The sequence below is a fragment of the Delftia sp. RIT313 genome, assembly GCF_000632165.1.
Taxonomy (GTDB): domain Bacteria; phylum Pseudomonadota; class Gammaproteobacteria; order Burkholderiales; family Burkholderiaceae_C; genus Comamonas; species Comamonas acidovorans.
Map to the genome: position 1 here is coordinate 262,628 of NZ_JFYT01000001.1, position 26,242 is coordinate 288,869.

Here is a 26,242-nt window from a genome sequence, read left to right on the forward strand (position 1 = left end):
GAGCCGCGCAGCGGCGGCTCAGTGCCCTCTCAGGGGCCTTTCAGTGTCCTCTCAGCGCACGCAGCACCTGCACCAGGGTGTCTGCCTGGGGAAACAGCCAGTCGGCCAGCGCGCCCAGCGCCACGGCGGCCACCAGTGCGCCCAGCACCGGCTTCCAGCTCAGGCGCAGCGCGGCCAGCAGCCAGCCTTCGCGCTCCACCACATAGAGCGTGCGCGCCATCAGCAGCGCAAAGGCCACCTCCACCGCCACGGCCAGGAACAGGTCGGCCCCAAAGACCAGCCACAGCAGCGACCCTGCCCCCGTGACCGCGACCAGCAGCGCCGCAAACACCAGCAGCACCGGGACCAGGACGACGGCGCCTTCGTCCAGCCCATCGATGCCCGGCAGATCAAAGCCTTGCGAGGCCGAGGAAGCGACCTCGGACATGGCGCCGCCGTCATCCCAGCTGCCGCTGGAGCCACCGCCGCCATACGAGCCGCCCTGCCCGCTGTCGAATCCGCCAGCCTCCGGCGTGCGGGCCGGTGAAGAGCCACTGCCGCCGGGCGTCACATCGGGAACATCGGACACCTCCCAGTCGCGGCGCAGCATGCATTCGGCCCACAGGCGCAGCAGCAGCAGGTACAGCAGATAGCCGCAGGCCAGGGCCACGCCATAGCGCAGCGCCATGCTGTGCATGCCCGCGTGCAGCAGGCCCAGGCTCAACAGCGACATGCCGGCCAGGCTCAACCCGCCCGTCAGTGCCGCATGCAGCCGCAGCCAGTGGCGCTGCTGCAGGCGGCGGCGCATGCGGTCTTCCTGCGTCAGCATCACGCGCGTCCATGACGCGGATGGGCGGTGGCGCGTGCGCCGGGATGGCCTGGCCATGCGGATTCCTCCCTGGAGCGATGCCCGGGCAGCGCGGCTGCGGGCGTTTTCTGGCTGAGCGCCTTATTGCTTGCCTGTAGAGCCGTAGCCGCCCGCGCCGCGCTCGGAAGCCGACTCGAACTCCTCGACCACATTGAAGCTGGGCTGCACCACGGGCACGATGATCAGCTGGGCCAGGCGGTCCATGGGCTGCAGCGTGAAGGCCGTGGTCGAGCGGTTCCAGGCGCTGACCATGAGCTGGCCCTGGTAGTCGCTGTCGATCAGGCCGACCAGGTTGCCCAGCACGATGCCGTGCTTGTGGCCCATGCCCGAGCGCGGCAGGATCATGGCCGCGTAGCCGGGGTCCTTGAGGTACATGGCCATGCCCGTGGGCACCAGTTGCCATTGGCCGGGCTCCAGCGTCAGCGGCGCATCGATGCAGGCGCGCAGGTCCAGGCCCGCGCTTCCCGGCGTGGCGTAGGCGGGCATGTTCTCGCGCAGGCGCGCGTCAAGGATCTTGATATCAACGTTCATGGAAACAATCTGGGGAGCGCCTCACGGCAGGCTCTCTTGAAAAGCAAAGCGCGCATTGTGCCCCGCGCCGTCACCCGGACGACTTGAGCCCGCTGCGAAAGCCTTTGACGATGGCATTGATGATGGTGAGCAGCAGGATGAAGGGGCCGATGCCCGGAATCACCACCGCCAGGATCAGGCCGATCACGATACCCAGCAACTGGCCCGGACCTATCTTGAAGACCGTCTTCTTGACAGCCTTGGCGGCGGAGGCCTGGGCTTGCTGTGCCCGCGCCGCCTGCCGGCCGCGATCGGCCCGGCCACCATTCCTGTCGCCTGCAGACGGCTGGCGTCCCGGCAAGGCGGGCACCGAAGCCTGCTGCGCGGCGATGCGCGCCTTCTCGGCCGCAGCCTGCACCTGCTCGCGCACGCGCTCGACCACGGACTGGGACTGCGCGCCCGGCGTGGCCACGGCATCGGTGAAATCGCTGCGCCCCTGCACCATCCAGCCGTGGGCCGCAGAGCGGTACAGGGGGCTGGCGCGCAGCAGCTCATCCACATAGCGCACATAGTCGCCGTGGCGGGGGCCTTCGTAGGTGTTCTGTGACATGCGGGCCTTCGGTGATGTCAACGGACGGGCGGCAGGCGCCGGGCGATCTCGGCCACCAGCTGGCGCGCCAGCAGGGACTTGGAGGCGTGCGGCAGCTCCATGGTGCCAGCCTCGTCGATCAGCAGCAGGGCATTGTCATCCCGCCCAAAGGTTGCGGGACCGATATTGCCCACCAGCAGCGGCACCTGCTTGCGCAGGCGCTTGGCGCTGGCGTGCTGCAGCAGGTCATGGCTTTCGGCGGCGAAGCCCACGCAATAAAGCCGCCCGCTGCGCGCAGGCTCGGACTGCGCGGCTGCCGCCAGGATGTCGGGGTTCTCGACGAAGGTCAGCGTGGGGGTCTGGCCCGAGCCGTCCTTCTTGATCTTCTGGTCTGACGCCGTGGCCGGGCGCCAGTCGGCCACGGCCGCCGTGGCGATGAACACGCCGGCTTGCGGCAATTGCTGGTGCACGGCGTCAAACATCTGCTGCGCCGATTGCACGTCGATGCGCTGCACGCCGCGCGGCGTGCGCAGGTGCACGGGCCCGGCCACCAGGGTCACCTGGGCGCCCGCCTCGCGGGCGGCGCGCGCAATGGCAAAGCCCATCTTTCCGCTGGAATGGTTGGTGATGCCGCGCACGGGGTCGATGGCCTCGAAGGTCGGGCCCGCCGTGACCAGCACCTGGCGGCCCTGCAGCAGCTTGGGCGTGAAGAAGGCAGCCAGCTCCTCCATGATTTCCTCCGGCTCCAGCATGCGGCCGTCGCCCACCTCGCCACAGGCCTGGTCGCCCGTTCCCACGCCCAGCACCAGCGCACCGTCGGCCGCCACCTGCGCCAGGTTGCGCTGCGTGGCCGGGTGCGCCCACATCTCGCGGTTCATGGCAGGCGCCAGCAGCAGGGGCACGCGGTCCATGGGGCGCGCCAGGCACATCAGGCTCAGCAGCTCGTCGGAGCGGCCCTGCACCAGGCGCGCGATGAAGTCGGCGCTGCAGGGCGCGATCAGCATGGCATCGGCCTCGCGACTGAGGTTGATGTGGGGCATGTTGTTGGGCTCGCGCGCGTCCCACTGCGAACCATAGACGGGGCGGCCCGACAGCGCCTGCATGGTCACCGGCGTGATGAACTGCTCTGCCGCCTCGGTCATCACCACCTGCACGGTGGCCCCGGCCTGCACCAGCAGGCGCACCAGCTGGGCAGATTTGTAACAAGCCACGCCTCCGGAGAGGCCGAGCACCAGATGTTTACCTGCGAACACTTCAGTCATGGCGCGCAATTTAGCAGAGCCGGAGCATCCGAGCAGCCCCGCGCGGCGCGGCGAATTCGGCGGCGCATCTATAATCCTGCTTTACCACCACCAATAAAAGACATGACCAAATTTGTCTTCGTCACAGGCGGTGTGGTGTCTTCCCTGGGCAAGGGAATCGCCTCAGCCTCCCTTGCTGCGATCCTCGAATCGCGCGGCCTCAAAGTCACCCTCATCAAGCTGGATCCCTACATCAACGTGGACCCGGGCACCATGTCGCCCTTCCAGCACGGTGAAGTGTTCGTGACCGATGATGGCGCCGAGACCGATCTGGACCTTGGCCACTACGAGCGTTTCATCGAAACGCGCATGAAGCAGTCCAACAACTTCACCACCGGCCGCATCTACCAGAGCGTTCTGGAAAAGGAGCGCCGCGGCGACTACCTGGGCAAGACCGTGCAGGTGATCCCGCACGTGACCAACGAAATCCAGGAGTACATCAAGCGCGGCGCCGGCCTGGGCACGCCTGACGCTGTCGATGTCGCCATCTGCGAAGTCGGCGGCACGGTGGGCGATATCGAGTCCCTGCCCTTCCTCGAAGCCGTTCGCCAGCTGGCCCTCAAGCAGGGCCCCAACAACACAGCCTTCGTGCACCTGACCTACCTGCCCTGGATTGCCACGGCCGGCGAGCTCAAGACCAAGCCCACGCAGCACACCGTGCAGAAGCTGCGCGAGATCGGCATCCAGCCCGACGCCCTGCTGTGCCGTGCGCAGCACCAGGTGCCGGAAGAGGAGAAGGAAAAGATCTCGCTGTTCACCAACGTTCCCGAGTGGGGCGTGATCTCCATGTGGGACGTGGACACCATCTACAAGGTGCCCCGCATGCTGCACGAGCAGGGCCTGGACGGCCTGATCTGCGACAAGCTGCGCCTGAACACGCCGCCCACCAACCTCAAGCGCTGGGACGACCTGGTCCACGAGACCGAGCACCCGCAGGGCGAGGTCAAGATCGCCATGGTCGGCAAGTACGTCGAGCTCTCGGACGCCTACAAGTCCGTCAACGAGGCGCTCAAGCACGCCGGCATGCAAAGCCATGTGGCAGTGAAGATCACCCACGTCGATTCCGAGACCATCAGCGACGCCAATGCGCGCGACAAGCTCTCGCAGTACGACGCCATCCTCGTGCCCGGCGGCTTCGGCTCGCGCGGCGTGGAAGGCAAGATCTCCACGGCCCGCTATGCCCGCGAGAACAAGGTGCCCTACCTGGGCATCTGCCTGGGCATGCAGGTGGCCACCATCGAATACGCCCGCCACGTGGCCGGCCTCGAAGGCGCCAACTCCACCGAGTTCGACCCCAAGTCCGCCAACCCCGTGATCGCCCTGATCACCGAGTGGAAGGACGCCGACGGCACGGTCAAGACCCGCGACGAGAACTCCGACCTGGGCGGCACCATGCGCCTGGGTGCCCAGTCCTCCGACGTGCAGGCCGGCACGCTGGCCCACAGCATCTACGGTGATGTGGTCACCGAGCGCCACCGCCACCGCTACGAAGCCAACGTCCAGTATCTGGACCAGTTGCGCGAAGCGGGCCTGGTGATCTCGGCGCTGACGCAGCGCGAGCAGCTGACCGAGATCGTCGAGCTGCCCAAGGAAGTTCACCCCTGGTACATCGGCGTGCAGTTCCACCCCGAGTTCAAGTCCACGCCGTGGAGCGGCCACCCGCTGTTCAACGCCTTCGTGAAGGCTGCGATCGAACGCCAGAAGGCGCCGCGCAAGCCCTGATCCCCGCAACGCCGCCCACCATTTCCCAAGGAATCCCCACCATGAAACTCTGCGGCTTCGATGTCGGCCTCGACCGGCGCTTCTTTCTCATTGCAGGACCCTGCGTCGTCGAGTCCGAACAGCTGCAGATGGACGTGGCGGGGCATCTAAAGGAAATCACGGCGGCCCTGGGCATCCACTTCATCTTCAAGAGCAGCTACGACAAGGCCAACCGCAGCTCGGGCGCCAGCTTTCGCGGCCCGGGCATGGACAAGGGCCTGGAAATCCTCGCCAAGGTGAAGAAGGACCTGCAGGTCCCCATCCTGACCGACGTGCACACCGAGTCCGAAATCCCGGCCGTGTCCCAGGTCGTGGACGTGCTGCAGACGCCGGCCTTCCTGTGCCGACAGACCGACTTCATCCGCGCCGTGGCCCAGTCGGGCCGGCCGGTGAACATCAAGAAGGGCCAGTTCCTGGCCCCGCATGACATGAAGAATGTCATCGACAAGGCCCGCGCGGCTGCAAGGGAAGCCGGCCTGCCCGAGGACAGCTTCATGGCCTGCGAGCGCGGCGCCAGCTTCGGCTACAACAACCTGGTCTCGGACATGCGCAGCCTGTCCATCATGCGCGAGACCGGCGCGCCCGTCGTCTTCGACGCCACGCACAGCGTGCAGCTGCCCGGCGGCAACGGCACCAGCAGCGGCGGCATGCGCGAGATGGTGCCCGTGCTCTCGCGCGCGGCCGTGGCCGTGGGCGTGGCGGGCCCGTTTCAGGGAACCCCTCCCAACCCTCCCTGCCCCTGGTCGCGCTCGACGACGTGACCAAGAAGAACGGCTTCCTCGAAAACGACTTTGGAGTCTGACCCATGGCCAGCGGCTACATCATTGCGTCCGTCACCGTCACCAAGCCCGAGCAGTACGAGGAATACCGCAAGTGGAGCACCGAGGCCATGCGCGTGCATGGCGCCGAAGTCTGCGTGCGCGGCGGCAAGGTCGAAGTGCTCGAAGGCGATTGGAACCCCGGCCGCACCGTGATCCTCAAGTTCCCCAGCTTCGAGGCCGCCCGGGCCTTCTACGACACGCCCGAGTACCTGCGTGCCCGCGAGGCGCGTGAAGGCGCATCCATCATGCGCATGGTCTGCGTGGAAGGCGTCTGACGGCCAGCCACCCCGGCTCGTCAAGAGCGCAGCGCATACAAAGCCATACAACCAATTTGTGCACAATAGCCGCCGCCCGATCGCAGATACTGCGCCGCGGAGCACGGCTGTGCCCGGTGGCACGGCAGCCTGCCACGCCACCGACCACCCATACCGCTTGCCCGGCAAGCACCAGGGCGCAACCTCACCGGAACCCGCCTGCACACCGATTTCAAAAACCGCAAAGGAAATGCCATGAGTGCAATCGTTGACATCGTAGGCCGCGAAGTGCTGGACAGCCGCGGCAACCCCACCGTCGAGTGCGACGTGCTGCTGGAATCGGGCGTGATGGGCCGCGCCGCCGTGCCTTCGGGCGCGTCCACCGGCTCGCGTGAAGCCATCGAGCTGCGTGACGGCGACAAGAGCCGCTATCTGGGCAAGGGTGTGCTCAAGGCCGTCGAGCACATCAATACCGAGATCTCCGAAGCCGTTCTGGGCCTGGACGCCTCCGAGCAAGCCTTCCTGGACAAGACCCTGATCGACCTGGACGGCACGGACAACAAGGGCCGCCTGGGCGCCAACGCCATGCTGGCCGTCTCCATGGCCGTGGCCCGCGCCGCTGCCGAAGAAGCCGGCCTGCCGCTGTACCGCTACCTGGGCGGCATGGGCGGCATGCAGCTGCCCGTGCCGATGATGAACGTCATCAACGGCGGCGCGCACGCCAACAACAGCCTGGACCTGCAGGAATTCATGATCATCCCCGTGGGCGCGCCTTCGTTCCGCGAAGCCGTGCGCTGGGGCGCCGAAGTCTTCCACGCGCTCAAGAAGATCATCCACGACAAGGGCATGAGCACGGCCGTGGGCGACGAAGGCGGTTTTGCGCCTTCCGTGGAAAACCACGAAGCCGCCATCCAGCTGATCCTGCAGGCCATCGAAAACGCAGGCTACAAGGCCGGCGAACAGATCGCCCTGGGCCTGGACTGCGCCGCCAGCGAGTTCCACAAGGACGGCATGTACGTGCTGGCCGGTGAAGGCAACCTGACGCTGACCGCCACCCAGTGGACCGACATGCTGGCCGGCTGGTGCGACAAGTACCCCATCATCTCCATCGAGGACGGCATGGCCGAAGGCGACTGGGATGGCTGGAAGATCCTGACCGACCGCCTGGCCGCCAAGGTCCAGCTGGTGGGCGACGACCTGTTCGTCACCAACACCAAGATCCTGAAGGAAGGCATCGACAAGAAGATCGCCAACTCCATCCTGATCAAGATCAACCAGATCGGCACGCTGACCGAAACCTTTGCCGCCATCGAAATGGCCAAGCGCGCAGGCTACACGGCCGTGATCTCGCACCGCTCGGGTGAAACCGAGGATTCGACGATTGCCGACATCTCGGTGGGCACCAATGCCGGCCAGATCAAGACCGGCTCGCTGAGCCGTTCGGACCGCATCGCCAAGTACAACCAGCTGCTGCGCATCGAGGAAGACCTGGGTGACATCGCCCACTACCCCGGCCGCGAGGCTTTCTACAACCTGCGCTGAAAAGCGTTAGGCTTGCAAGCCATCCGGCCTGCAAGCCTTTTTCCTCTCCGCAACATCTGCTGCCATGGTCAACCGCGTCGTCCCCCTTGTCCTGCTCGCCCTGCTCGCCGCCGTGCACGCGCAGTTGTGGCTGGGCCATGGCAGCGTGGCCTACGTCAAGGAACTGCAGCAGCAGATCCACGACCAGAACGTGGCCAATGCCCTGGAAAAGGCCGAGAACGACCGCCTGGCCTCCGAGGTCAACGACCTCAAGGACGGCCTGGCCATGGTCGAGGAAAAGGCCCGCAGCGAGCTGGGCATGGTCAAGCCCAACGAGATCTTCGTGCAGATCGTGCGGCGCTGAGGGTTGGGATTTCCTGCATCAGGGCCGGCTTCATGCCGGCCTTGTGCTTTTGCAACAAGGCGCCTGCGCCCGTTACCGGGCCCGCGCGCAAGCCGAGACAGGTACTTGGACACAGACCGCTTGCCCCCGCCCCCGGTGATTCTTCTGGGATCGCCGCCCGCGCTCGCGCTTTCCATGGTCCATGCACTGCGCCAGGCCTGGCGGCACCACGGAGCATCTCCTGCTGACTGGCAATGCCTGGCGGCCGAGCCGGGGCAGTCTCTGCCGGAACATGGGGCCGTCTACCTGCTGGGACTGGATTGGAGAGCCTCCGTCACCGAGCACGAAGGGGTGAGCAATGGCCCTGCCGCACAGCTCCAGCATTGGCGCGACCAATTGCAAGGCCAGTCGCGCGACTACGTGGTGCTCTATGGCAATACCGCCCGGCAATGGCAACAGCTGGCCGAGTCGCTCAGGCTCAAGGCTCCGCAAATGGACTGGTCCTGGCTGCCCGCAAGCCCCGCTCAACGCAGCGCACGCCTTCGCCCCTACGGCTGCGAGCAATGCAGCGACCCGGACTGCGAGCGGCGATTGTTCGACGCGCTGCGCAGCGGGCGAGACTGACTCCGAGCGTATTTACTGGACGTTCGTCGAGGTCGGCGGCTGCTTGCCGGCTTCGGTGAACAGCTGGGCGGCATCGATGGGATCGAACTCGTACTGCTTGCCGCAGAAGTCGCAGCCCACCTCGATATTGCCGCGCTCCTCCAGGATGCTGTCCACCTCTTCAATGCCCAGCGAAACCAGCATGGCGCCCACGCGCTCACGGCTGCAGGTGCAGGCAAAGCGCGGGCGCTCTTCATCCTGCTGGGGGACGAAGCGCATCAGCTTTTCTTCCCAGAACAGGCGCCGCAGGATGGTTTCCACATCCAGCGTGAGCAGTTCGTCGCGCGTCAGGCTGGCGGCCAGCGTGGCGATGCGGTTGTAGTCCTCGTTCAGGCCGATGGCGTCCTGGCCCGATTGCTCGCTTTCAGTCGCGGAGGCCAGGTTGGCCTCGCCCTTGACCGGCATGCGCTGGATCAGCAGGCCGGCAGCCAACTGGTCATTGGCGGCCAGCACCAGCACGGTGTCCAGCTGCTCGGACTGCAGCATGTAGTGCTGCAGTGCATCGGACACCTTGGAGAACCTGCGGCCTTGCGCATCCTGCAGCGGTACCACGCCCTGGTAGGGCTGCTGGCCCGGCTGGCGTCCCTTGGGGTCCAGCGTGATGGCGCAACGGCCACCACCATTCACATTGAGCAGTTGCTCCAGCGTGGCGCCTTCGGGCGCCTCCCCGATCAGGGTGGCGGTGGCGCGCAGGCCGAAGTCGGACTGCACCTCGGCCACGGCCAGCTTGACCGGGCCGTCGCCCATGACCTGGAAGACCAGGGCGCCGTTGAACTTGATGTTGGACTGCATGAGCACGCCGGCAGCCGCCATTTCGCCCAGCAGTTCGCGCACGGCGGCGGGGTAGGCGCCGGTCTCTCCGTTGCCCGCGCGGCGTTGCAGGATTTCCTGCCAGGCGTCGGTAAGGCGGACGATGGAGCCGCGCACGGGCAGGCCTTCGAAGATGAATTTATGCAGTTCAGACACGCTGATGGATTCCGTAAAAAAGTGCCGGGCCTCGCTCAGCCCAGCTTGCGCAACCCGGTCTTGAACCGGCGCGCATTATCGACATAGTGTTGGGCGCTGCGGCGCAAGCCTTCGATCTGCTCGGGCGTCAATTGGCGCACGGCCTTGGCCGGGCTGCCGATGATCATCGAGCCATCGGGAAACTCCTTGCCCTCGGTGATGAGGGCACCTGCGCCGACCAGGCAGTTCCTGCCGATCTTCGCGCCGTTGAGCACCACGGCACCGATGCCGATCAGCGACTCGTCGCCGATGGTGCAGCCATGCAGCATGACCTGGTGGCCCACGGTCACATGGCGCCCCACGACCAGCGGCTTGCCCAGGTCGGCATGCAGCACGCTGGCGTCCTGGATGTTGCTTCCCTCGCCGATGGAAATGCTCTCGCAGTCGCCGCGCAGCACGGCGCCGAACCAGATGCTGGCGTCTTCGGCCAGTTGCACATTGCCCATGACCTCGGCGCTGTCGGCCACCCAGGCCGATGCTGCCACTTCAGGGGCCACTCCATCCAGTTCATAAATCGCCATGGGTCTTTGTCTCCGTCAATTATTGGTGATGGCAGGAAACCTAGAATTGTAGGGATGGAGTTACGTCACCGCGCCCTTGAGGTTTTGTGCCTCCCGGACCCCGAAGAAAAGGCCGCCGCCGCGTTGGACATGTATGCACGGCAGGCGCTTTATTCAATAGCAGCGCAGGCACCGGCCCTGCCCGATCCCGCACCGGACCTGCCGGGCCGCCCGCTGCGGCCCGAGCTGCGCCACCACACTGCCGTTGCAAGGCGCTCGCCGGCCACGCCCGAAGGCCGGGCCGTGCTGATCCACGCCATTGCCCACATCGAGTTCAACGCCATCAATCTGGCGCTGGATGCCGTCTGGCGCTTTGACGGCATGCCGCAGCAGTACTACCTGGACTGGCTGCAGGTGGCCGCCGAGGAGGCCAAGCACTTTCGCCTGCTGCGCGAGCATCTGCGCGCGCACCTGGGCCATGACTATGGCGACTTCCCGGCCCACCAGGGCCTGTGGACCATGTGCGAGAAGACCGCGCATGACGTGGTGGCCCGCATGGCACTGGTGCCACGCACGCTGGAGGCACGGGGCCTGGACGCCACGCCCCAGATCCAGAACAAGCTGCGCAACACGCGCGCGCCCGATGCGCTGGCGGCCGTGGACATCCTCGACATCATCCTGCGCGAGGAAGTGGGCCATGTGGCCATAGGCAACCACTGGTACCGCTGGCTGTGCGAGCGGGAAGGCCTGGAGCCGGAGGCGCACTACCAGCACCTGACGCAGCGCTACGAGGCACCGCGCCTGCGCCCGCCCTTCAACGAGCGCGCACGCCGCGCCGCTGGCTTCACCGATACCGAACTGGCCTGGCTGCAGCAGGTCTGAAGAAAGACTGCCGCAGCCGCGCGGACAGGCCCGTCCCGTCCGCATGGCCGCACAATGGTTTACAAACTAGGATGGGTCCGACTCCGCAATCGGACTTGTCCCAGCAGACACTGCCTGTCGGCATATTTATTCAGAACATTCCTACAATCAGATCTGCTGCTTACCGTGCCTCTTCGACCGAACACTCCATGACCGAATTGCCTGTCCATCTCTTCAACGATGCCCCTGCGGCCAGCCCCGCGTCCACAGACCGGGGAATGATCGCGCGCCAGGCCATCGTCAACGGGGTGCAGCAGATCATCGGCTATGAGCTTTTCAACCGTTCTCGCGCCTACCCGGACCATACGGCGGCCTCGGACGTGTCCCTGGTGTTCACGGCCCTGTCGCATGCCGGCGAAGAGGACCTGGTCGGCACCAAGTTGATGTTCGTCAACTGCACGCATGAAAGCCTGGCCGGCGGGCATCTGGAGCTGCTCAACCCCGACAAGGTGGTGCTGGAGATCCCGCCGCTGGGCCTGGCCGCACAGCAAGAGGTGCAGGCCCGCCTGCCCATCCTCAGCAATCTGCGCGCGCGCGGCTTCAACCTGGCCTTCAATCACACGGTGCTGGAGTCCGCCTATGCGGCCTGGCTGCCCCTGGCCGACTACATCAAGTTCGACCTGTCCGTGCTGGCCCCTGACCAGTTGGCCGTGCTGGTCAACTTCGCTGGCCGCCACACGCGCGCCGAGCTGATCGCCGAGAAGGTGGAAAGCGCACAGCAGTACGAGCAGGTGGGCCGCCTGGGCATTCAGCTGTTCCAGGGCTTCTGGTTTGCGCGGCCCACGGTGGTGCGTACCAAGCTGCTGTCGCCCTCGCAGCAAAGCATCGTCCAGCTGCTGAATCTGGTGCGCCAGCAGGCCAGCACCGATGCCATCGAGGATGTGCTCAAGAAGGATGCGGGCCTGGCCTTCAACCTGATGCGCCTGATCAATTCCGTGGGTTTTGGCGTGCAACGCGAGATCACCTCCTTCCGCCAGGCCGTGATGCTCATGGGCCTCAAGAAGCTGTTCCGCTGGGCGGCCATGCTGCTGACCGCATCGCGCAACGGCGGCCCGCCGCCGGCCATCGGTCAGACCGCCGTGATCCGCGGGCGGCTGATGGAGCTGCTGGCCCAGGAATCGCTGAGCGAGGAAGACTCCGACCAGGCCTTCGTCGTCGGCATCTTCTCGCTGCTGGGCAGCATGCTGGACCTGCCCCAGGACGTGGCCATGAGCCTGATCCCCGTGCCCGATGCCGTCTCCGCCGCCGTGCTGCGCCACGAAGGCGTGCTGGGCGAGCTGCTGATCCTGGCCCAGGCCTGCGAAGCCAGCGACGACGCAGCCTTCAACCGCAGCGCAGACGCACTGCGCCTGAGCAGCCAACAGATCAACTGGGCCCATCTGCAGGCCCTGGCCTGGACCGATCAACTGGCAGACAGCTCGCTATAGTCATGAGCTATCGCACGCAACTCAACGCCGCCGCTCCTTCATCTTTCTCAGCTTCCAAATGACTACCAACGACAACTCCTCCGCTCCGCCACCACCCCTGCCAGAAGGAGTGGAGGACGGACAGGTGGCCGTCATTGCGCGCCAGGCCATCGTCAACGAGGCGCGCGATGTCTTCGGCTATGAACTCTTCGATCGCTCCACAGCCCAGCATGCGCACACGGCGGCCTCCGATGCCGCCCTGCTGTTCAACGCACTGTCGTATGCGGGAGCCGAGGCGCTGGTGGGCAAGAAGACGGTCTTCATCAACTGCACGCATGACAGCCTGGCCGGCGGCCACCTGGAACTGATCCACCCCGACAAGGTGGTACTGGAAGTGACCACGCTGGGCGAGAACGCCACCACAGCCGATATCGAAGAGCGCCTGCCCACCTTCCAGGCCCTGCGCCAGCGCGGCTTCCGCCTGGCCTTCAACCAGCACCTGCTGCGCCGCGCCTATGCCAGCTGGCTGCCTGCGGCCGCATTCATCAAGCTGGACATGCAGACCTTTGCACTGGCCGATGCCGAGACCCTGGTGAATTTCGCGCGCGCCCATACCAATGCCCAGATCGTGGCCGAAAAGGTCGAGACCTCCGAGCAGTTCGAGCGCATGCGCGACCTGGGCGTGCGGCTGTTCCAGGGCTTCTGGTTCGCCCAGCCGCAACTCGTGCAGGCACGCACCATCCGCCCCACGCAGGCCACCATCATCCAGCTGATCAACCTGGTGCGTCAGCAGGCCAGCACGGACGAGATCGAGGCCCTGCTCAAGAAGGACCCCACGCTGTCCTTCAACCTGCTGCGCTTCATCAACTCCTCGGGATTCGGCCTGTCCTGCGAGATCACCTCGTTCCGCCATGCGGTGATGATCCTGGGCCTCAAGAAGCTGTTCCGCTGGGCCGCGCTGCTGCTGACCACCTCGCGCGCGGGCGGCACGCCACCGGCCGTGGGCCAGACCGCCGTGGTGCGCGGACGCCTGATGGAGCTGCTGACGGCCGAGCTGCTCTCGCCCGAGGAATGCGACAACGCCTTCGTGGTGGGCGTGTTCTCGCTGCTGGACGTGATGCTGGGCCAGCCCATGGAAAAGGCGCTGGAATCCATCGCCCTGCCCCAGCCCGTGATCGATGCGCTGGTGCACAACAAGGGCGTGTTCGCGCCCTTCCTGGAGCTGACGCGCGCCTGCGAAAGCGGCGACGACGAAGGCTTTGCGCGCGCCGCCAACGCCTTGCAGCTGTCCAACCACCAGGTCAACTGGGCGCATTTGCAGGCCCTGGCCTGGGCCGACAACCTCACGGCGGACGACGCCACGGTCTGAACGGGTCAGCCACCATGGCAAAGGGCTTGCGGCCGGGAAGCCGCAAGCCCTTTTTGCATGCCGCGCGCCGCAGCGGTATCAGTTCAGCTTGATGCCTGCAGCCTGGATGATGCGCGCGTTGGACTGGGACTCGGCCTCGATCTGGCGCGCGAAATCCTCGGGCTTGCCGCCCGTGGCCACGTTGTCGGTGGCCTCCAGCTTGGCACGCATGTCGGGCTGGGTCAGCACCTGGTTGATCTCGGCATTGAGCCTTTGCAGCACGGGCGCGGGCGTTCCTGCGGGCGCGAAGATGCCGAACACCGAGGTCATGTTGGCGCTCTTGTAGCCCAACTCGGCCAGCGTGGGCACTCCGGGCAGCGACTCCAGGCGCTGGGGAGCACCCACGGCCAGGGCCTTGAACTTGCCCGCCTTGATGTGCTGCAGCACGGCCGGCCCGGCGTTGGTGGAGAGCACCTCGAACTGGGCGCTCAGGCCATCATTGAGCTGCTGGCCGCCGCCCTTGTAGGGAATGTGCGTGATCTTGGCCTGCGAGGCATACATGATCTGCTCGAGCATGATGTGGCCCAGCGAAGCCAGGCCTGCCGTGGCCCAGCGGACTTCGCCGGGCTGGGCCTTGGCCTGCGCCACCAGTGCCTTGAAATCGGGCGCCGTGGAGCGGGCCGTGCCCAGCAGCAGCACGGGCGAATACATCACGCTGGTCACGGGCACGAGATCGCGCTGCGGATCGAACAGCGGCTTGCCCAGGTGCGGGCTCAGCGTCAGCGGGCTGATGGAGGAAAAGCCCAGCGTATAGCCATCAGGTGCGGCCTTGGCCACCAGGTCCAGGCCGATGGCGCCGCCGGCGCCGGCCTTGTTGTCCACCACCACCGGCTGGCCCAGGCGGGCGGCCAGCTTCTCGCCCAGGGCGCGGGCCACCACGTCGCTGACGCCACCGGCCGGATAGGAAACCACCACGCGGATGGGCCGGCTGGGCCAGGCGGCATCGGCGGCCGACGCGGACATCGGCAAGGCCGCAGCAGCGACCGTCGCCGCCAGCATGGAAGTCACCAGCACATGCCGGCGCAGGAAATCAGTCATCGAAAACTCCGCAGAAACACATCGAACACGGCGGTGATTGTTCTGCAAAGCGCATATCCCCGGGACAGGCTTTGCCACTTCGACGATTTCAACGGCAGAAACACCCAAACCGGCGAACCCTCCACATCCAATCAACCACGCGGATGGTGCAAAGCGTGCAATGCCTTGAGCCGCTCGCGCGCCACATGGGTGTAGATGGTGGTGGTGGAGATGTCGGCATGGCCCAGCAGCATCTGCACCACGCGCAGGTCTGCGCCATGGTTGAGCAGGTGGGTGGCGAAGGCATGGCGCAGCGTGTGCGGCGACAGCGGTGCCGTGACGCCCGCAACCTGCGCGCAGCGCTTGACGATGACCCAGAACATCACGCGGCTCATGGCCGCTCCGCGCTGGGTCACGAAGACCGCATCGCTGCGCTGCCCGCCCAGGATGGCACCGCGCGCCGTGGCCAGGTAGCGCTCCAGCCACCAGTGCGCCTCCTGGCCGAAGGGCACCAGCCTTTCCTTTTGCCCCTTGCCCGTCACGCGCAACACGCCCGAGCGCAGATCGATACCATGCAAGGGCAGATCCACCAGCTCGCTCACGCGCAGGCCGCTGGCATACATCAGCTCCAGCATGGCGCGGTCACGCAGGCCCAGTGGCGTATCGACATCGGGCGCCCTGAGCAGTGCCTCCACCTGCGCCTGCGTCAGCGTATGCGGCACGCGCGGCGGCTGCCGGGCCGCCAGCATGCGTGCCGTGGGATCGGCGGCAATGCGCTGCTCGCGCAGCGCCCAGTGGTAGTAGCGGCGCAGCACCGTCAGCCGCCGGTTGGAAGAGCTAGCCTTGGTCTGCTCCACCCGCACCGCGAAATAGCCCTGCAGCTCCAGCTCGCCCGCCGCATCCAGCGCCAGCGGCGGCTGCTGGTGCGCCAGCCACCGCCCCCAGGCCGTCAGATCCCGGCGATAGGCCGCCAGCGTATTGCGCGACAGCCCGTCCTCCAGCAGCAGCGCATCCATGAACAGGTCCAGCGCATCCAGGCTGGCCGGCAGCGGCGCCGGCCAGGATGCAGGATCGGCAGCAGATTCGGCTTCGGCAGCCGATGGGGAAGCGATGGAAGCAACAGGCACTTGGGACATCCCATCAAGCCTACAACGAAAAAACCCGAGGCCCGCAAGGAGCCTCGGGTTCTGAGCCAACCGCTCAAGGCGGTGCTTACTCCAGCGTGAGTTTCTGCTGAGCAACCACCTTCTTGTAGGTCTCGTACTCGTCCTTGATCTGCTTGGCGAACTCTTCAGGCGAGTTGCCGATGACCAGGGAGCCCGTGTCCTCGATGCGCTTGCGCACGGCCGGGTCCTGCAGCACCTTGCGCACGGCGGCGTTGATCTTGTCCACCACGTCCTTGGGCATGTTCTTGGGGCCCAGGATGCCGTAGTAGGCCATCCGGTTCACCGGCTCCAGGCCCACTTCCTTGAAGGTGGGCACATTGGGCAGCACGGCCAGGCGCTGGGGCGCGGCCACCACGATGGGCACCAGGCGGTTGTCCTTGATGAAGGGCAGGGCCGAGGGCAGGTTGTCCAGCACCATGGGCACCTGGCCCGCCACCACGTCGTTGAGCGCCGGGCCCGCACCGCGGTAGGGGATGTGGGTGACGAAGGTGTTGGTCAGGCTCTTGTACAACTCCATCAGCATGTGCTGGATACCGCCCGTGCCCGAGGAGGCATAGGAGTACTTGCCCTGGGACTTCTTGAGTTCGGCCTCGAAGCTCTTGTAGTCCTTGGCGGGGAACTTGGGGTTCACCGCAATCACGTTGGGCGTGGCCGCCACGTTGATGATGGGCGTGAAGTCCGTCAGCGTGTTGTACGAGATCTTGGGGTTGATCGCGGGGTTGGTCGCCGTGGTCGAAACCGTGGCAATGCCCAGGCTGTAGCCATCGGGCTGCGAGCGCGCGGTTTCCATGGCGCCGATGACGCCGCCGCCACCGCCGCGGTTGTCCACCACCACGGGCTGGCCCAGTTCCTTGGTCAGGGGTTCGGCGATCACGCGGGCGATGATGTCGGTCGTGCCACCGGGGGCGAAGGGCACCACCAGCTTGATCGGCTTGGTGGGATAGGCCTGGGCCAAGGCTCCGGTGCTTGCGAGGACCAGGGTCAGGCCCATCCAGCTGCGACGATTCATACAAGATCTCCTTTTGGGGGTCGTGTTGACGAAGAAGGTTTCATGGACATCCGCAAGGCCGTGCCTGCGGATGGATGGTCTGCGAAACGAAGGCTCGCAAACGCTGCCACGGAACAGCCATGGTGGGGCCTGGAGCCCGCTGTGCGCTTGACGGTCGTCAGGACCTGCGCTTTCGGATCGGCTGTGTGGACCCCAGCGATGCTAAGGCCCGGGGCCCGGTTGTCACAGTTTGTCGCAGCACTGATTTCCCGGTGTTTACCCCTAGCCTCGCGCCATGGTTTCTCGGCAGACGCGGTGACTGCGGGGTTGCGCTTATGCTCTGCCCCCGTGAACTACGCCGTGCTGCTCTTCCCCGATTTTTCGCTCATCGTGCTTGGCTACGTGCTGTGCCGCTTCACACAGCTCAACCGCACGGTCTGGCAGGCGGTGGAGGCGCTGGTGTACTACCTGCTGTTCCCGGTGCTGCTGTTCCACTCCATCGTCAAGAGCCCGGTGGACTGGGGTGCCACCTCCCACTTGCTGGCCGCTGGCGTGTGTGCCGCCCTGGTGGGCATCGGCCTGGCCTACAGCCTGCCCTGGTGGCCGGGCCTGCGCGGCCGGATCGACACACGCGAGCATGCCGGCGCCGTGCAGGTGGCGTTTCGCTTCAACTCCTTCATCGGCCTGGCGCTGGCCAGCCGGCTGGCGGGGCCTGAGGGCCTGCTGTTCATCTCGGTGCTGATCGGCGTGAGCGTGCCGCTGTGCAATATCGCGGCCGTCTGGCCCATGGCGCGGGGCAGCAACCAGCACTTCCTGGGCCAGCTGGTGCGCAATCCGCTGATCGTGGGCACGCTGTCGGGCCTGGTGTTCAGCGCGCTGGGGCTGAAGCTGCCCGCGCTGATCGAGCCGTCGATCTCCCGCATAGGCGCAGCCTCCATCGCGCTGGGCCTGATGTCGGCTGGCGCCGGCATGCAGTTCGGCGCGCTGGCCGCCGGCAAGCTGCTGGCCGTGTGCCTGCTGGCCGTGCGGCATCTGGTGCAGCCGCTGATCGCCTATGCCATGGTGCGGGCGTTTGGCCTGAGCGGTGCGCAGGCCCTGATCCTGATGGCCTTCTCTGCCCTGCCCACCGCATCGTCATGCTATGTGCTGGCCGCGCGCATGGGCTACAACGGCTCGTACGTGGCGGGGCTGGTCACGCTGTCCACGCTGCTGGGCGTGCTCAGCCTGCCGTTTGCGCTGAGCCTGCTGCAGTACTGATGCCGCGGTGCCGCGGCGCCCCTACAGCACGGCACGCATGTCGTCCGTGAAGGCGGCCGTGATGTCATCCTGGCGTGCGCGCTTCTTGGCCACCATGGTGATGTCCACGTCATAGCTGAAGAGGGATTCGTCCAGCGCATGCAGCAGGCCGGCAGCCACATAGGGCGCCGCGTAGTGCTCTGGCAGGTAGCCCAGGTGGGCGCCTGACAGGATGAGGATGGCGGCCGCCTCCATGTTGTCCGCCTCTGAGGTGACATGGCGCGGGCGCCCCGTCAGCGGTGCCTGCGGCAGTGGATAGGTGCGCCAGGTCCAGTCGGCCTCGCCCGCCTCTTGCGCGCCGATGCGGCCCGCGCGTGCGGCAAATGGATGGCTGGCGCTGCAATAGGCCACCTGCCTTTCGCTGAACAGCAGCGTGTATTCCAGCGCCGGGGCACGGTGCAGGAAATAGCCCACGGCGACCTGCAGCTCGTCGCGCAGCAGCATTTCCTCCAGCTCGCGCGGCCCGCGCACCAGCACCGACAGGCGCACGGCCTCGTCGCGCTGGCGAAAGCGCTGTATGGCCCGCCCCATCAGCGCGTTGTATTCCATGGGTGCATTGCCGATCAGGCCGATGGCCAGGCTGCCGACCAGCTGCCGGTGCATGTTGCGCGCCTGCGCACTGAAGCCTTCCAGTCCCTGCAAGGCCGTGCGAGCCATATCGACGAAGCGCCGGCCCTTGGCCGTCAGGCGAAAGCCGCCGCGCCCCCGTTCGCACAAACTGAAACCCAGCCGCGTCTCCAGTGTGGACAGCTGACTGCTGAGCGTGGACTGCCCTACGCCAAGGCTGGCCTGCGCCGCCGACACGCCGCCCGCGTCAACGATGGCCAGAAACACGCGCAGCAGCCGCAGGTCCAGATCTGAAACGGTATGGAGCATGGGGTTTTCACTCGGAAAAGATCGATTCTTATCGATGTTTGTAAATGGAACTTGAAATGGATGCAATCCGGGCTGCTGTCTAGCATCCACGGCTGTTGCAGCACATCTGGATTGAACAAAGAGGGACTGCAATACAGAACAAGAGGGGCGGGCCAGGGAATTCACTTCCATGGATACCGCTGTTTCAAGAGGCCCCTGCCAACAGGGCCGCAACAAAAGGGAGACAAACCATGTTGCTCGATATCTCGGTCGTGGTGATCTACGCGGCAGCCATGCTGCTGCTGGGCTGGTACGGCATGCGCCGCGCGAAGACGCAGGAGGACTTTCTCGTGGCCGGCCGCAACCTCGGGCCGGGCCTGTACATGGGCACCATGGCCGCCACGGTGATAGGCGGCGCCAGCACCGTGGGCACGGTGAGGCTGGGCTATGTGTACGGTATCTCCGGATTCTGGCTTTGCGCGGCGCTGGGCGCGGGCCTGCTGGTGCTCAACCTGTTCCTGGCCAAGCCCCTGCTCAGGCTGCGCATCTGCACCGTGACCCAGGTGCTGGAGCGGCGCTACAGCGCCCGCACCAAGCAGGCCAGCGCCCTGGTGATGCTGGCCTACTCGCTGATGCTGGCGGCCACGTCGGTGATCGCCATCGGCACCGTGATGCAGGTGCTGTTCGACCTGCCGCTGTGGATCTCCATCCTGGTGGGCGGAGGCGTCGTGGTCATCTACTCGGCCGTGGGCGGCATGTGGTCGCTGACGCTGACGGACATCGTGCAGTTCGTGATCAAGACCGCGGGCCTGATGCTGATCCTGCTGCCCATCTGCCTGTACCGCGTGGGCGGCTGGGACCAGCTGGTGGCACGGCTGCCTGCGTCCAGCTTCGATGTCACCCACATCGGCTGGGACACCATCGCCACCTACTTCGTCATCTATTTCTTCGGAATCATGATCGGCCAGGACGTGTGGCAGCGCGTGTTCACGGCCCGCAGCGAACGGGTGGCCGCCGTGGCCGGCAGCCTCGCCGGCGTGTACTGCGTGGTCTACGGACTGGTCGGCGCCCTGGTGGGCATGACAGCGCGCGTGCTGCTGCCGGACCTGGACAACGCCAACAATGCCTTTGCCGCCATCGTGCAGGCCAGCCTGCCGGAAGGCATCCGCGGTCTGGTGATCGCTGCCGCACTGGCGGCCATGATGTCCACCGCCAGCGCCGCCATGCTGGCCGGCTCCACCGTGCTGGCCGAGGACCTCGTGCCCCTGCTGCGGGGCGGCCGGCCGCTGGTCGATGTGCGCTGGCACCGGCTGCTGACGCTGCTGGTGGGGCTGGCCGTGCTCGGCATCGCCCTGGTGGTTGACGATGTGCTCAATGCCCTGACCACCGCCTACAACCTGCTGGTGGGCGGCATGCTGGTGCCGCTGATCGGCGCCATCTACTGGCGCCGGGCCACCACGGCGGGCGCCATCGCCAGCATGCTGCTGGGCTGTACCACGGCCGTCGCCTTCATGGTCAGGGACGGCCTGGCCGCCAACACGCCCATCTATGCCAGCCTGGCCGTGAGCACGGCCAGCTTCATCCTCATCAGCCTGGCGCAGCGCACGCAGCAGCGTTCGCTGTCGGGCATTCAATCCTGATCCCGGCACTGAATCGGAGACGACATGACGCTTTTCACACCAGACAGGCTGCAGGCGCTGCGCGCACGCTTCGGCGGCGCCAACGAGTCCGTGATCCACGACCCGCATTTCCGCGCCGTGGCCGCCCACATCATCGACGCCAGCGGCACGCGCAACGCGCCCTACGCAGGCATGCCCACGCTGCTGGACGCGCCGATGCATCCCATGGACTGGAGCCGCCCGGATTTCGGCGACCTCCAGGCCGCACTGATCGGAGTGCCCATGGACCTGGGCATCAGCAACCGCAGCGGCTGCCGCTTCGGCCCCCGGGCCCTGCGTTCCATTGAACGCGTGGGCCCCTACAACCATGTGCTTCGATCCGCTCCCACACGCGAGCTGCGCGTGGCGGACATCGGCGACGTGCCCCTGTCCAGCCGCTACAGCCTGGAGCAGTCGCACCGCGACATAGAGTCGGCCTTCGCGAAGATCCATGCGGCCGGCGTGATTCCGCTGGCCGCTGGCGGAGACCATTCCATCACCCTGCCCATATTGCGCGCGCTGGGCCGCGAGCGGCCACTGGCCTTGGTGCATTTCGACGCCCACTGCGACACCGGGGGCCCCTTCGACGGCAGCCGCTTTCACCACGGCGGCCCGTTTCGCCAGGCCGTGCTGGACGGCGTGCTCGACCCCACGCGGACCATTCAGATCGGCATACGCGGCGCGGCCGAATATCTCTGGGAGTTTTCCTATGAGTCGGGCATGACCGTGATCCACGCAGAGGAGCTTCCCGCGCTGGGCGTGGACGGCGTCATTGCCCGCGCACGCGAGGTGGTGGGCGATGCGCCCGTCTACGTCTCCTTCGACATCGACTGCCTGGACCCGGCCTTTGCGCCCGGCACGGGCACGCCCGAGGTCGGTGGACTCACCGTGCGCGAGGCACAGGCCATGGTGCGCGGCCTGGCCGGCATCCACATCGTGGGCGGCGATGTGGTGGAGGTGTCGCCAGCCTACGACGCCACCACCAACACCGCCCACGCAGGCGCGCAGATGATGTTCGAAATCCTCGGCCTGATCTGCGCACGCCACGCCGGGCGCGGCGCCGCCCAGCCTGCCTAGGCCCCCTGCCCGCCCTCCGCATCCCGCAGCAGCCCCAGCGGCGTGCTGCCGTAGCGTGCCCTGAACCGCCGGGAAAAATGCGCGGGTGAGCTGAAACCGCAGTGCTGCGAGATCTCCGCGATGCCCAGCGTTCCCGGCTCCGTGCCACGCAGCAGCGCATGGGCGCGTTCCAGGCGATAGGCCATGAGTTCGGCGCTGAGGCTGGTGCCTTCGCGCGACAGCTGGGACTGCAGCGAGCGCACGGACAGCCCCAGCCTGGACGCCACGCGCTCGGGCCCCAACGCCGGATCCGGGTACTGGCGGGCAATGAGCTGGCGCACCCTGCGCAACAGCACGTGCATGGGCGCGCCGGGTCGGGCCGTCGCCATGTCGGCGCTGGCCTGCAGCACGGTCTTCACGGTGTTGATGACCAAGTCGGACAGCCTGGCGGATTCGGCCTCGGGCAAGGGGTCCTGCCACGCGGCCAGCAATTGCATCTGCTGGACCAGCAGTTGAAGCGATGCACAGTCGGGCAGGCTGCGTGCCAGCAGTTGCGAAGCCAGGCCGCCACGCGAATCGATCAGTGCCAGCGGCACGGCCAGCACCACCAGGTCCACGGCCTCTTTCTGCCAGATGCGGTAGCCGCGCCGCTCATCCAGCAGGAACAGCTGGCCGGGTTGCGCCTGCAGCCTCCTGCCCGCAACCGCCATGCCCGGCTCCCCGGATGATGCCGAGGCATACGCTACGTCAGGTACGTCAGGTACGTCAGGCACGTCAGGTGCATCCGGTGCGGATACCTGGGCTCCACCTTTGGCGTAGAGCACGCACAGCAGGCAGGGCGGGCCTGCGCGCTGGCCATCGGCATGCAGGCGCTCCATGCCATGTTCGGCCGCCATCTGGATGCGGTTGAGCACCACCGCGCCCACGCCGCGCGACGTCAGCACGGCCTCGAAGCGCTCGGGCTGCGCGACCAAGGGCGTGTGCGGCATCTGCGCCTCGCGGCTGGCATCGCTCCAGAACTGCGCTCGCGAAAGCGGCGCGATATGCACCGTGGACCAGCGGTTGTACGTCATACATTCCTCGCCCTGCGCTCGGCGCGCAGCCTCTTTTTGTGATGGGTTGCACGGAGAGTCGGCCGCACCCGAGTGTTGGGGCCAGGCAAGAGGCGGCAGGTCCACGCGACAGCATGAACCCAGGATTTTCGGGATTGCGGCCCGATCAGGCCATTGGATGATTCTGAAAATTCACCGGGGTGAATTCCTAGGCCTGTGCGCCGCACCAGCCCGGATCAGCGCGTATCAGCGCGCGATGGCAGGCAGCCGATCGCTCCACAGCGTGGACTGGTTGCGGCCGTTGCGCTTGGAGTAGTACAGCGCGGCGTCGGCACGCTCCAGGCAGCCCTGGGCCGAGGCATCGCTGCGCTGCAGCTCGTACACGCCCAGGCTGATGGTGATGCGCAGGTCGCCGGCCAGGCCCGCATCGATGGCGCGCGCGGCAACGGTTTCGCGCAGGCTTTCGGCGCGGCGCAGGCCCACCTCGGCATCGGTGTCGGACAGCAGCACGGCAAACTCCTCGCCACCCAGCCGGCCCACCATGTCTTCCTTGCGCATTTCCTGCGCCACCGAGGCCAGCAGCTCCTTGAGCACGATATCGCCCACCGCGTGGCCGTAGCCGTCGTTCACCTGCTTGAAGTGGTCTATGTCCAGCATGATCAGCGTGGAGTGCGCCACCAGTCCGCTGCGCAGATGGTCCAGCTCCATCGCCAGCCGCTCCATGAAGGCGCGGCGGTTGGGAATGCCGGTCAGCGCGTCGGTCAGCGCCAGGGTCTCCAGCTGGGATTCGCGCTGCTGCCGCTCCGTCGCATCGTGGAAGACCCAGCAGTGGCCGATGGAGCGATCACCGTCGCGCAGCTGCATGCCCTCGATCTCCACATAGTGGTCGTCGGGCAGCGCATGCAGGGAACGGCCAGCCACGGGCCCGGCGCTGAGCACGCCAGCCACCGAAGGCGGCAGCAGCTGGATCAGCGCCGGCATGCCCAGCCCCACCAGGGCGGCAGGCGCCATGTCCAGCCGCAGCGCGGCCGCCAGCATGCGGTTGGCGGCCAGCACCTGGCGGCCCTGGGCGTCGGTGACCAGAATGCCTGCGGGAAAGCGGTCGATGATGGCCTCCAGCCGGTGCTGGGTCTCGGCCAACGCGGTCTCGGCGCGCCGGCGCGCGTCGGTATCGATCATGGTCCAGATGACGCGGCCGTCGTCCTCGTCGGGGTCCAGCAGCGAGCCCTGCATGTCGAACCAGTGGCCCGAGCCCGAAGGCATGCGCAAAATCCATTCCGTGCGCACCGTGCCGCGTGCGTTGAGCTGTGCGTAGAGCTGGCCGAAGCGCTCGGAGCTCTCGTCGCTGACATGCAGGGAGCGAAAGTTCACGCCGCCGGGCAGCCGGTCTGTCTCGATCTCGAAGGTCTGCACCGCGCGCTCGTTGGCATAGAGGATTTCGCGCTGGGGACCGGCCATGACGATCAGGGCGCTTCCCCGGTCCAGCAAGGCCTTGATGAGCCGGGACTGCTCCACGCGCTGCTGTATGTCGGTGTGCGTGCCCAGCATGCGCACGGGCTTGCCGTCGGCATCACGCTGGGTGATTTCGCCGCGCGACTCCACCCACAGCCAGCTGTCGGCCGAGCTGCGCAGCCGCATCTCCACGCGGAAGTCGGCCCCGGCCTCGGCATGGCGCTGCAGCCGCGCCAGCATCCGCGCCCTGTCCGAGGGATGGACCATGGCGCAGAAGGCGTCATAGTTCATGGGGAACTGCGCGGCCTCGAAGCCCAGCATCTGGTAGCAGCGGGCATCCCATTCCACATGGCCGCTGCGGCAGTCCCACTGCCACAGGCCGTCGCGCACGGCGCCCACGGTCAGGCGCAGGCGTTCCTCGCTGTGGCGTATGGATTCCTGCATGGCCTGGTCCTGCGTCACATCGTGCACATATCCATGCCACAGCAGGGAGCCGTCTTCCTCCTGCTGCGGCCGGGCGTGACCATGCAGCCAGCGCAGCTCGCCTGCAGGGCCGTAGACGCGGTACTTGTGCTCCCAGACACCCTTGCTGCCCACGCTGGCCTGCACCGAGGCCGCCAGGGCCGGCAAATCCTCGGGGTGGACCCGCTTGAGCAGTTCATGGTCGGCAAACCTGGCGGCATCGGCCTTGGCGCCATGCAGTTCGAAGAATCCGGGGCTGGTGAAAGGGAACCGGAACTGTCCATCCGCGCCTATGCGGAACTGGAACAGCCCGCCCGGCACCTCCTGCGCCAGCCGCGCGAAGCGCCGCTCACCCTGCAGCCGCATGCGCTCGCTGAGCTGGCGCTGGCGCGCCAGCCACAGCGTCAGCAGCATGCCCAGCAGCAGCACCGCCGTGCCTATGCCGTTGCGCAGCAGGCCGCGCTCCAGCGATGCCTCCAGCGACTCGAAGATGGCTTTCTTGTCCAGCCCTGCACTGACGATCAGCGGATAGCCCTCCACCCGGCTCCAGGCATACATGCGCTGCACGCCATCGACGGACGATTCGGCCTCGTAGGTGCCGCGCTCCAGGGCAGGTGCGAACAGCGCCACGCGCACATCGGATACCGAGCGGCCCATCACCTGCTCCTGCCCCTGCGAGCGCGCCAGGTAGGCGCCATCGGTGCGCAGCAGCAGGATGACGTCGTTGGCGCCATCGAAGATGGACTGGAAATAGCGCGAGATGTATTCGGGCGACAGCGACAGCACCAGCACGCCCGAGAACTGCCCCTGGCGGTACAGCGCGCGGCTCAGCTGTATGGTCCATTTGTGGGAGACACGCCCCTGCACGGGGCGGCCGATGAACATGCCCATGTTCTCGCGGTTGGCATGCACCTGGAAATGCTCGCGGTCCCGGATGGAGACCTTGGCAGCCCGCGTCTGCACCTCCTGCTGGAGGTTGGAGTACACGATGTCCCCGTTCTCGTCGGCCACGGCGATCTGCAGGAAGGTGCCGGCCGGGTAGGCGTCGAACGTGGTCTGCACGGCACGCCGGAACCCGTCGACATCGCCATCGGCAAAGTCGGACTCCAGCCCGCGCATGGTGTAGTCCAGCCCGGACAGCAGGGTCTGCACCTGCACCGACACCGCATGCGACATTTGCCCCACCCGCAGCCAAGACTGGGACTCGGTAAAGCTGCGCTGGGTGCGGTGGCTGTCCACCAGCACCGTCCAGTACGCCACCGTGGCCAGCAGCACGCAGCACAGGCCCACCCAGACGGCCACAGTGGTCTGGGTCAGCGGTTCTGCGTTCAGCAGGCGGGACAGGCTGCGGGGAGGCTTTGCGCGCATATCAAACATCATGTTGAGTCAC

Annotated in this window: 23 protein-coding genes and 1 pseudogene; 12 read left to right on the forward strand and 12 right to left on the reverse strand. The window is 66.6% G+C overall.

Translation table 11 applies throughout. From position 1 onward, the window contains the following. Window positions 1-40: 40 nt before the first annotated feature. The 4 genes from BW39_RS01115 to coaBC form a co-directional block, all read right to left on the reverse strand. Window positions 41-865, reverse strand: a complete 825-nt coding sequence (locus BW39_RS01115) for a hypothetical protein (protein ID WP_043819179.1) — start codon at window positions 863-865, stop codon at window positions 41-43. Between the two features lie 63 nt (window positions 866-928). After that, window positions 929-1,378: a dUTP diphosphatase gene (dut, locus tag BW39_RS01120; RefSeq protein WP_034396440.1), complete on the reverse strand. Its 450-nt coding sequence runs from the start codon at window positions 1,376-1,378 to the stop codon at window positions 929-931. Window positions 1,379-1,448: 70 nt separating this feature from the next. Next, window positions 1,449-1,967 carry a hypothetical protein gene (locus tag BW39_RS01125; protein WP_043819180.1) on the reverse strand — a complete coding sequence of 173 codons (519 nt, stop codon included), beginning with the start codon at window positions 1,965-1,967 and terminating at the stop codon, window positions 1,449-1,451. A 17-nt stretch (window positions 1,968-1,984) separates the two neighbouring features. Then, window positions 1,985-3,208, reverse strand: a complete 1,224-nt coding sequence (gene coaBC, locus BW39_RS01130; protein WP_013801106.1) for a bifunctional phosphopantothenoylcysteine decarboxylase/phosphopantothenate--cysteine ligase CoaBC — start codon at window positions 3,206-3,208, stop codon at window positions 1,985-1,987. A gap of 102 nt (window positions 3,209-3,310) precedes the next feature. On the opposite strand from coaBC, the gene BW39_RS01135 reads away from it, so the two are divergent. The 6 genes and pseudogenes from BW39_RS01135 to BW39_RS01160 all read left to right on the forward strand — a co-directional run bounded on the left by BW39_RS01135 (window position 3,311) and on the right by BW39_RS01160 (window position 8,571). Further along, window positions 3,311-4,969, forward strand: coding sequence for a CTP synthase (locus BW39_RS01135; protein WP_012206904.1), 1,659 nt, complete (start codon window positions 3,311-3,313; stop codon window positions 4,967-4,969). A gap of 41 nt (window positions 4,970-5,010) precedes the next feature. Continuing rightward, window positions 5,011-5,810, forward strand: a pseudogene (kdsA, locus tag BW39_RS01140) (3-deoxy-8-phosphooctulonate synthase). A gap of 3 nt (window positions 5,811-5,813) precedes the next feature. Next, a complete protein-coding gene (locus tag BW39_RS01145) occupies window positions 5,814-6,104 on the forward strand; it encodes a DUF1330 domain-containing protein (protein WP_012206906.1) in 291 nt (96 codons plus the stop codon). A gap of 234 nt (window positions 6,105-6,338) precedes the next feature. Further along, entirely contained in the window at window positions 6,339-7,625 is a 1,287-nt protein-coding gene (gene eno / locus BW39_RS01150; protein WP_013801103.1) for a phosphopyruvate hydratase, read from the forward strand. A 64-nt stretch (window positions 7,626-7,689) separates the two neighbouring features. Then, window positions 7,690-7,968 carry a cell division protein FtsB gene (gene ftsB, locus BW39_RS01155; protein ID WP_012206908.1) on the forward strand — a complete coding sequence of 93 codons (279 nt, stop codon included), beginning with the start codon at window positions 7,690-7,692 and terminating at the stop codon, window positions 7,966-7,968. Between the two features lie 174 nt (window positions 7,969-8,142). Then, the gene (locus BW39_RS01160; RefSeq protein WP_043819181.1) at window positions 8,143-8,571 is read left to right on the forward strand and encodes a hypothetical protein; all 429 of its coding nucleotides are present in this window, start codon (window positions 8,143-8,145) and stop codon (window positions 8,569-8,571) included. A 12-nt stretch (window positions 8,572-8,583) separates the two neighbouring features. Here the strand turns inward: BW39_RS01160 and hslO are convergent, their stop codons facing one another. Continuing rightward, a complete protein-coding gene (hslO, locus tag BW39_RS01165; protein WP_012206910.1) occupies window positions 8,584-9,576 on the reverse strand; it encodes an Hsp33 family molecular chaperone HslO in 993 nt (330 codons plus the stop codon). 35 nt (window positions 9,577-9,611) lie between these two features. Further along, on the reverse strand, window positions 9,612-10,136 hold the full coding sequence (locus BW39_RS01170; protein WP_012206911.1) for a gamma carbonic anhydrase family protein: 525 nt from the start codon (window positions 10,134-10,136) through the stop codon (window positions 9,612-9,614). Window positions 10,137-10,190: 54 nt separating this feature from the next. Between BW39_RS01170 and BW39_RS01175 the strand changes: the two genes are divergently transcribed. The 3 genes from BW39_RS01175 (at window position 10,191) to BW39_RS01185 (ending at window position 13,811) form a co-directional block, all read left to right on the forward strand. Continuing rightward, entirely contained in the window at window positions 10,191-10,997 is an 807-nt protein-coding gene (locus BW39_RS01175) for a ferritin-like domain-containing protein (protein ID WP_013801101.1), read from the forward strand. A 188-nt stretch (window positions 10,998-11,185) separates the two neighbouring features. Beyond that, window positions 11,186-12,463: an EAL and HDOD domain-containing protein gene (locus tag BW39_RS01180; protein WP_013801100.1), complete on the forward strand. Its 1,278-nt coding sequence runs from the start codon at window positions 11,186-11,188 to the stop codon at window positions 12,461-12,463. A 58-nt stretch (window positions 12,464-12,521) separates the two neighbouring features. Next, complete coding sequence (locus BW39_RS01185; protein WP_012206914.1) at window positions 12,522-13,811, forward strand: EAL and HDOD domain-containing protein; 1,290 nt, start codon at window positions 12,522-12,524, stop codon at window positions 13,809-13,811. Window positions 13,812-13,889: 78 nt separating this feature from the next. On the opposite strand, the gene BW39_RS01190 is transcribed toward BW39_RS01185, so the two are convergent. The 3 genes from BW39_RS01190 to BW39_RS01200 form a co-directional block, all read right to left on the reverse strand. Next, window positions 13,890-14,888 carry a Bug family tripartite tricarboxylate transporter substrate binding protein gene (locus BW39_RS01190; RefSeq protein WP_043819184.1) on the reverse strand — a complete coding sequence of 333 codons (999 nt, stop codon included), beginning with the start codon at window positions 14,886-14,888 and terminating at the stop codon, window positions 13,890-13,892. A gap of 131 nt (window positions 14,889-15,019) precedes the next feature. Further along, on the reverse strand, window positions 15,020-16,003 hold the full coding sequence (xerD, locus tag BW39_RS01195) for a site-specific tyrosine recombinase XerD (RefSeq protein ID WP_012206916.1): 984 nt from the start codon (window positions 16,001-16,003) through the stop codon (window positions 15,020-15,022). A gap of 76 nt (window positions 16,004-16,079) precedes the next feature. Continuing rightward, the gene (locus BW39_RS01200; protein ID WP_012206917.1) at window positions 16,080-17,042 is read right to left on the reverse strand and encodes a tripartite tricarboxylate transporter substrate binding protein BugE; all 963 of its coding nucleotides are present in this window, start codon (window positions 17,040-17,042) and stop codon (window positions 16,080-16,082) included. A gap of 327 nt (window positions 17,043-17,369) precedes the next feature. Between BW39_RS01200 and BW39_RS01205 the strand changes: the two genes are divergently transcribed. Further along, window positions 17,370-18,278 carry an AEC family transporter gene (locus tag BW39_RS01205; protein WP_043782648.1) on the forward strand — a complete coding sequence of 303 codons (909 nt, stop codon included), beginning with the start codon at window positions 17,370-17,372 and terminating at the stop codon, window positions 18,276-18,278. Between the two features lie 21 nt (window positions 18,279-18,299). Here BW39_RS01205 and BW39_RS01210 read toward each other — a convergent pair whose 3' ends face one another. Further along, a complete protein-coding gene (locus BW39_RS01210; protein WP_012206919.1) occupies window positions 18,300-19,193 on the reverse strand; it encodes a LysR family transcriptional regulator in 894 nt (297 codons plus the stop codon). 230 nt (window positions 19,194-19,423) lie between these two features. Between BW39_RS01210 and BW39_RS01215 the strand changes: the two genes are divergently transcribed. Further along, window positions 19,424-20,812: a sodium:solute symporter gene (locus tag BW39_RS01215; RefSeq protein WP_043819185.1), complete on the forward strand. Its 1,389-nt coding sequence runs from the start codon at window positions 19,424-19,426 to the stop codon at window positions 20,810-20,812. Between the two features lie 24 nt (window positions 20,813-20,836). Next, the gene (gene speB / locus BW39_RS01220; protein ID WP_043819186.1) at window positions 20,837-21,907 is read left to right on the forward strand and encodes an agmatinase; all 1,071 of its coding nucleotides are present in this window, start codon (window positions 20,837-20,839) and stop codon (window positions 21,905-21,907) included. Here speB and BW39_RS01225 read toward each other — a convergent pair. Further along, window positions 21,904-22,959, reverse strand: coding sequence for a helix-turn-helix transcriptional regulator (locus BW39_RS01225; RefSeq protein ID WP_200871493.1), 1,056 nt, complete (start codon window positions 22,957-22,959; stop codon window positions 21,904-21,906). The genes speB and BW39_RS01225 overlap by 4 nt on opposite strands. Window positions 22,960-23,184: 225 nt before the next feature. Next, window positions 23,185-26,232 (reverse strand): diguanylate cyclase, encoded by a 3,048-nt coding sequence (locus BW39_RS01230; RefSeq protein WP_043819188.1) that lies wholly within the window; start codon window positions 26,230-26,232, stop codon window positions 23,185-23,187. Window positions 26,233-26,242: the final 10 nt, after the last annotated feature.

Coding starts and splice junctions, on each gene's coding strand:
- BW39_RS01115 (WP_043819179.1), bottom strand. CDS start 865: ATGGCCAGGCCATCCCGGCGCACGCGCCACCGCCCATCCGCGTCATGG.
- dut (WP_034396440.1), bottom strand. CDS start 1,378: ATGAACGTTGATATCAAGATCCTTGACGCGCGCCTGCGCGAGAACATG.
- BW39_RS01125 (WP_043819180.1), bottom strand. CDS start 1,967: ATGTCACAGAACACCTACGAAGGCCCCCGCCACGGCGACTATGTGCGC.
- coaBC (WP_013801106.1), bottom strand. CDS start 3,208: ATGACTGAAGTGTTCGCAGGTAAACATCTGGTGCTCGGCCTCTCCGGA.
- BW39_RS01135 (WP_012206904.1), top strand. CDS start 3,311: ATGACCAAATTTGTCTTCGTCACAGGCGGTGTGGTGTCTTCCCTGGGC.
- BW39_RS01145 (WP_012206906.1), top strand. CDS start 5,814: ATGGCCAGCGGCTACATCATTGCGTCCGTCACCGTCACCAAGCCCGAG.
- eno (WP_013801103.1), top strand. CDS start 6,339: ATGAGTGCAATCGTTGACATCGTAGGCCGCGAAGTGCTGGACAGCCGC.
- ftsB (WP_012206908.1), top strand. CDS start 7,690: ATGGTCAACCGCGTCGTCCCCCTTGTCCTGCTCGCCCTGCTCGCCGCC.
- BW39_RS01160 (WP_043819181.1), top strand. CDS start 8,143: ATGGTCCATGCACTGCGCCAGGCCTGGCGGCACCACGGAGCATCTCCT.
- BW39_RS01170 (WP_012206911.1), bottom strand. CDS start 10,136: ATGGCGATTTATGAACTGGATGGAGTGGCCCCTGAAGTGGCAGCATCG.
- BW39_RS01175 (WP_013801101.1), top strand. CDS start 10,191: ATGGAGTTACGTCACCGCGCCCTTGAGGTTTTGTGCCTCCCGGACCCC.
- BW39_RS01180 (WP_013801100.1), top strand. CDS start 11,186: ATGACCGAATTGCCTGTCCATCTCTTCAACGATGCCCCTGCGGCCAGC.
- BW39_RS01185 (WP_012206914.1), top strand. CDS start 12,522: ATGACTACCAACGACAACTCCTCCGCTCCGCCACCACCCCTGCCAGAA.
- BW39_RS01190 (WP_043819184.1), bottom strand. CDS start 14,888: ATGACTGATTTCCTGCGCCGGCATGTGCTGGTGACTTCCATGCTGGCG.
- xerD (WP_012206916.1), bottom strand. CDS start 16,003: ATGTCCCAAGTGCCTGTTGCTTCCATCGCTTCCCCATCGGCTGCCGAA.
- BW39_RS01200 (WP_012206917.1), bottom strand. CDS start 17,042: ATGAATCGTCGCAGCTGGATGGGCCTGACCCTGGTCCTCGCAAGCACC.
- BW39_RS01210 (WP_012206919.1), bottom strand. CDS start 19,193: ATGCTCCATACCGTTTCAGATCTGGACCTGCGGCTGCTGCGCGTGTTT.
- BW39_RS01215 (WP_043819185.1), top strand. CDS start 19,424: ATGTTGCTCGATATCTCGGTCGTGGTGATCTACGCGGCAGCCATGCTG.
- speB (WP_043819186.1), top strand. CDS start 20,837: ATGACGCTTTTCACACCAGACAGGCTGCAGGCGCTGCGCGCACGCTTC.
- BW39_RS01225 (WP_200871493.1), bottom strand. CDS start 22,959: ATGACGTACAACCGCTGGTCCACGGTGCATATCGCGCCGCTTTCGCGA.
- BW39_RS01230 (WP_043819188.1), bottom strand. CDS start 26,232: ATGATGTTTGATATGCGCGCAAAGCCTCCCCGCAGCCTGTCCCGCCTG.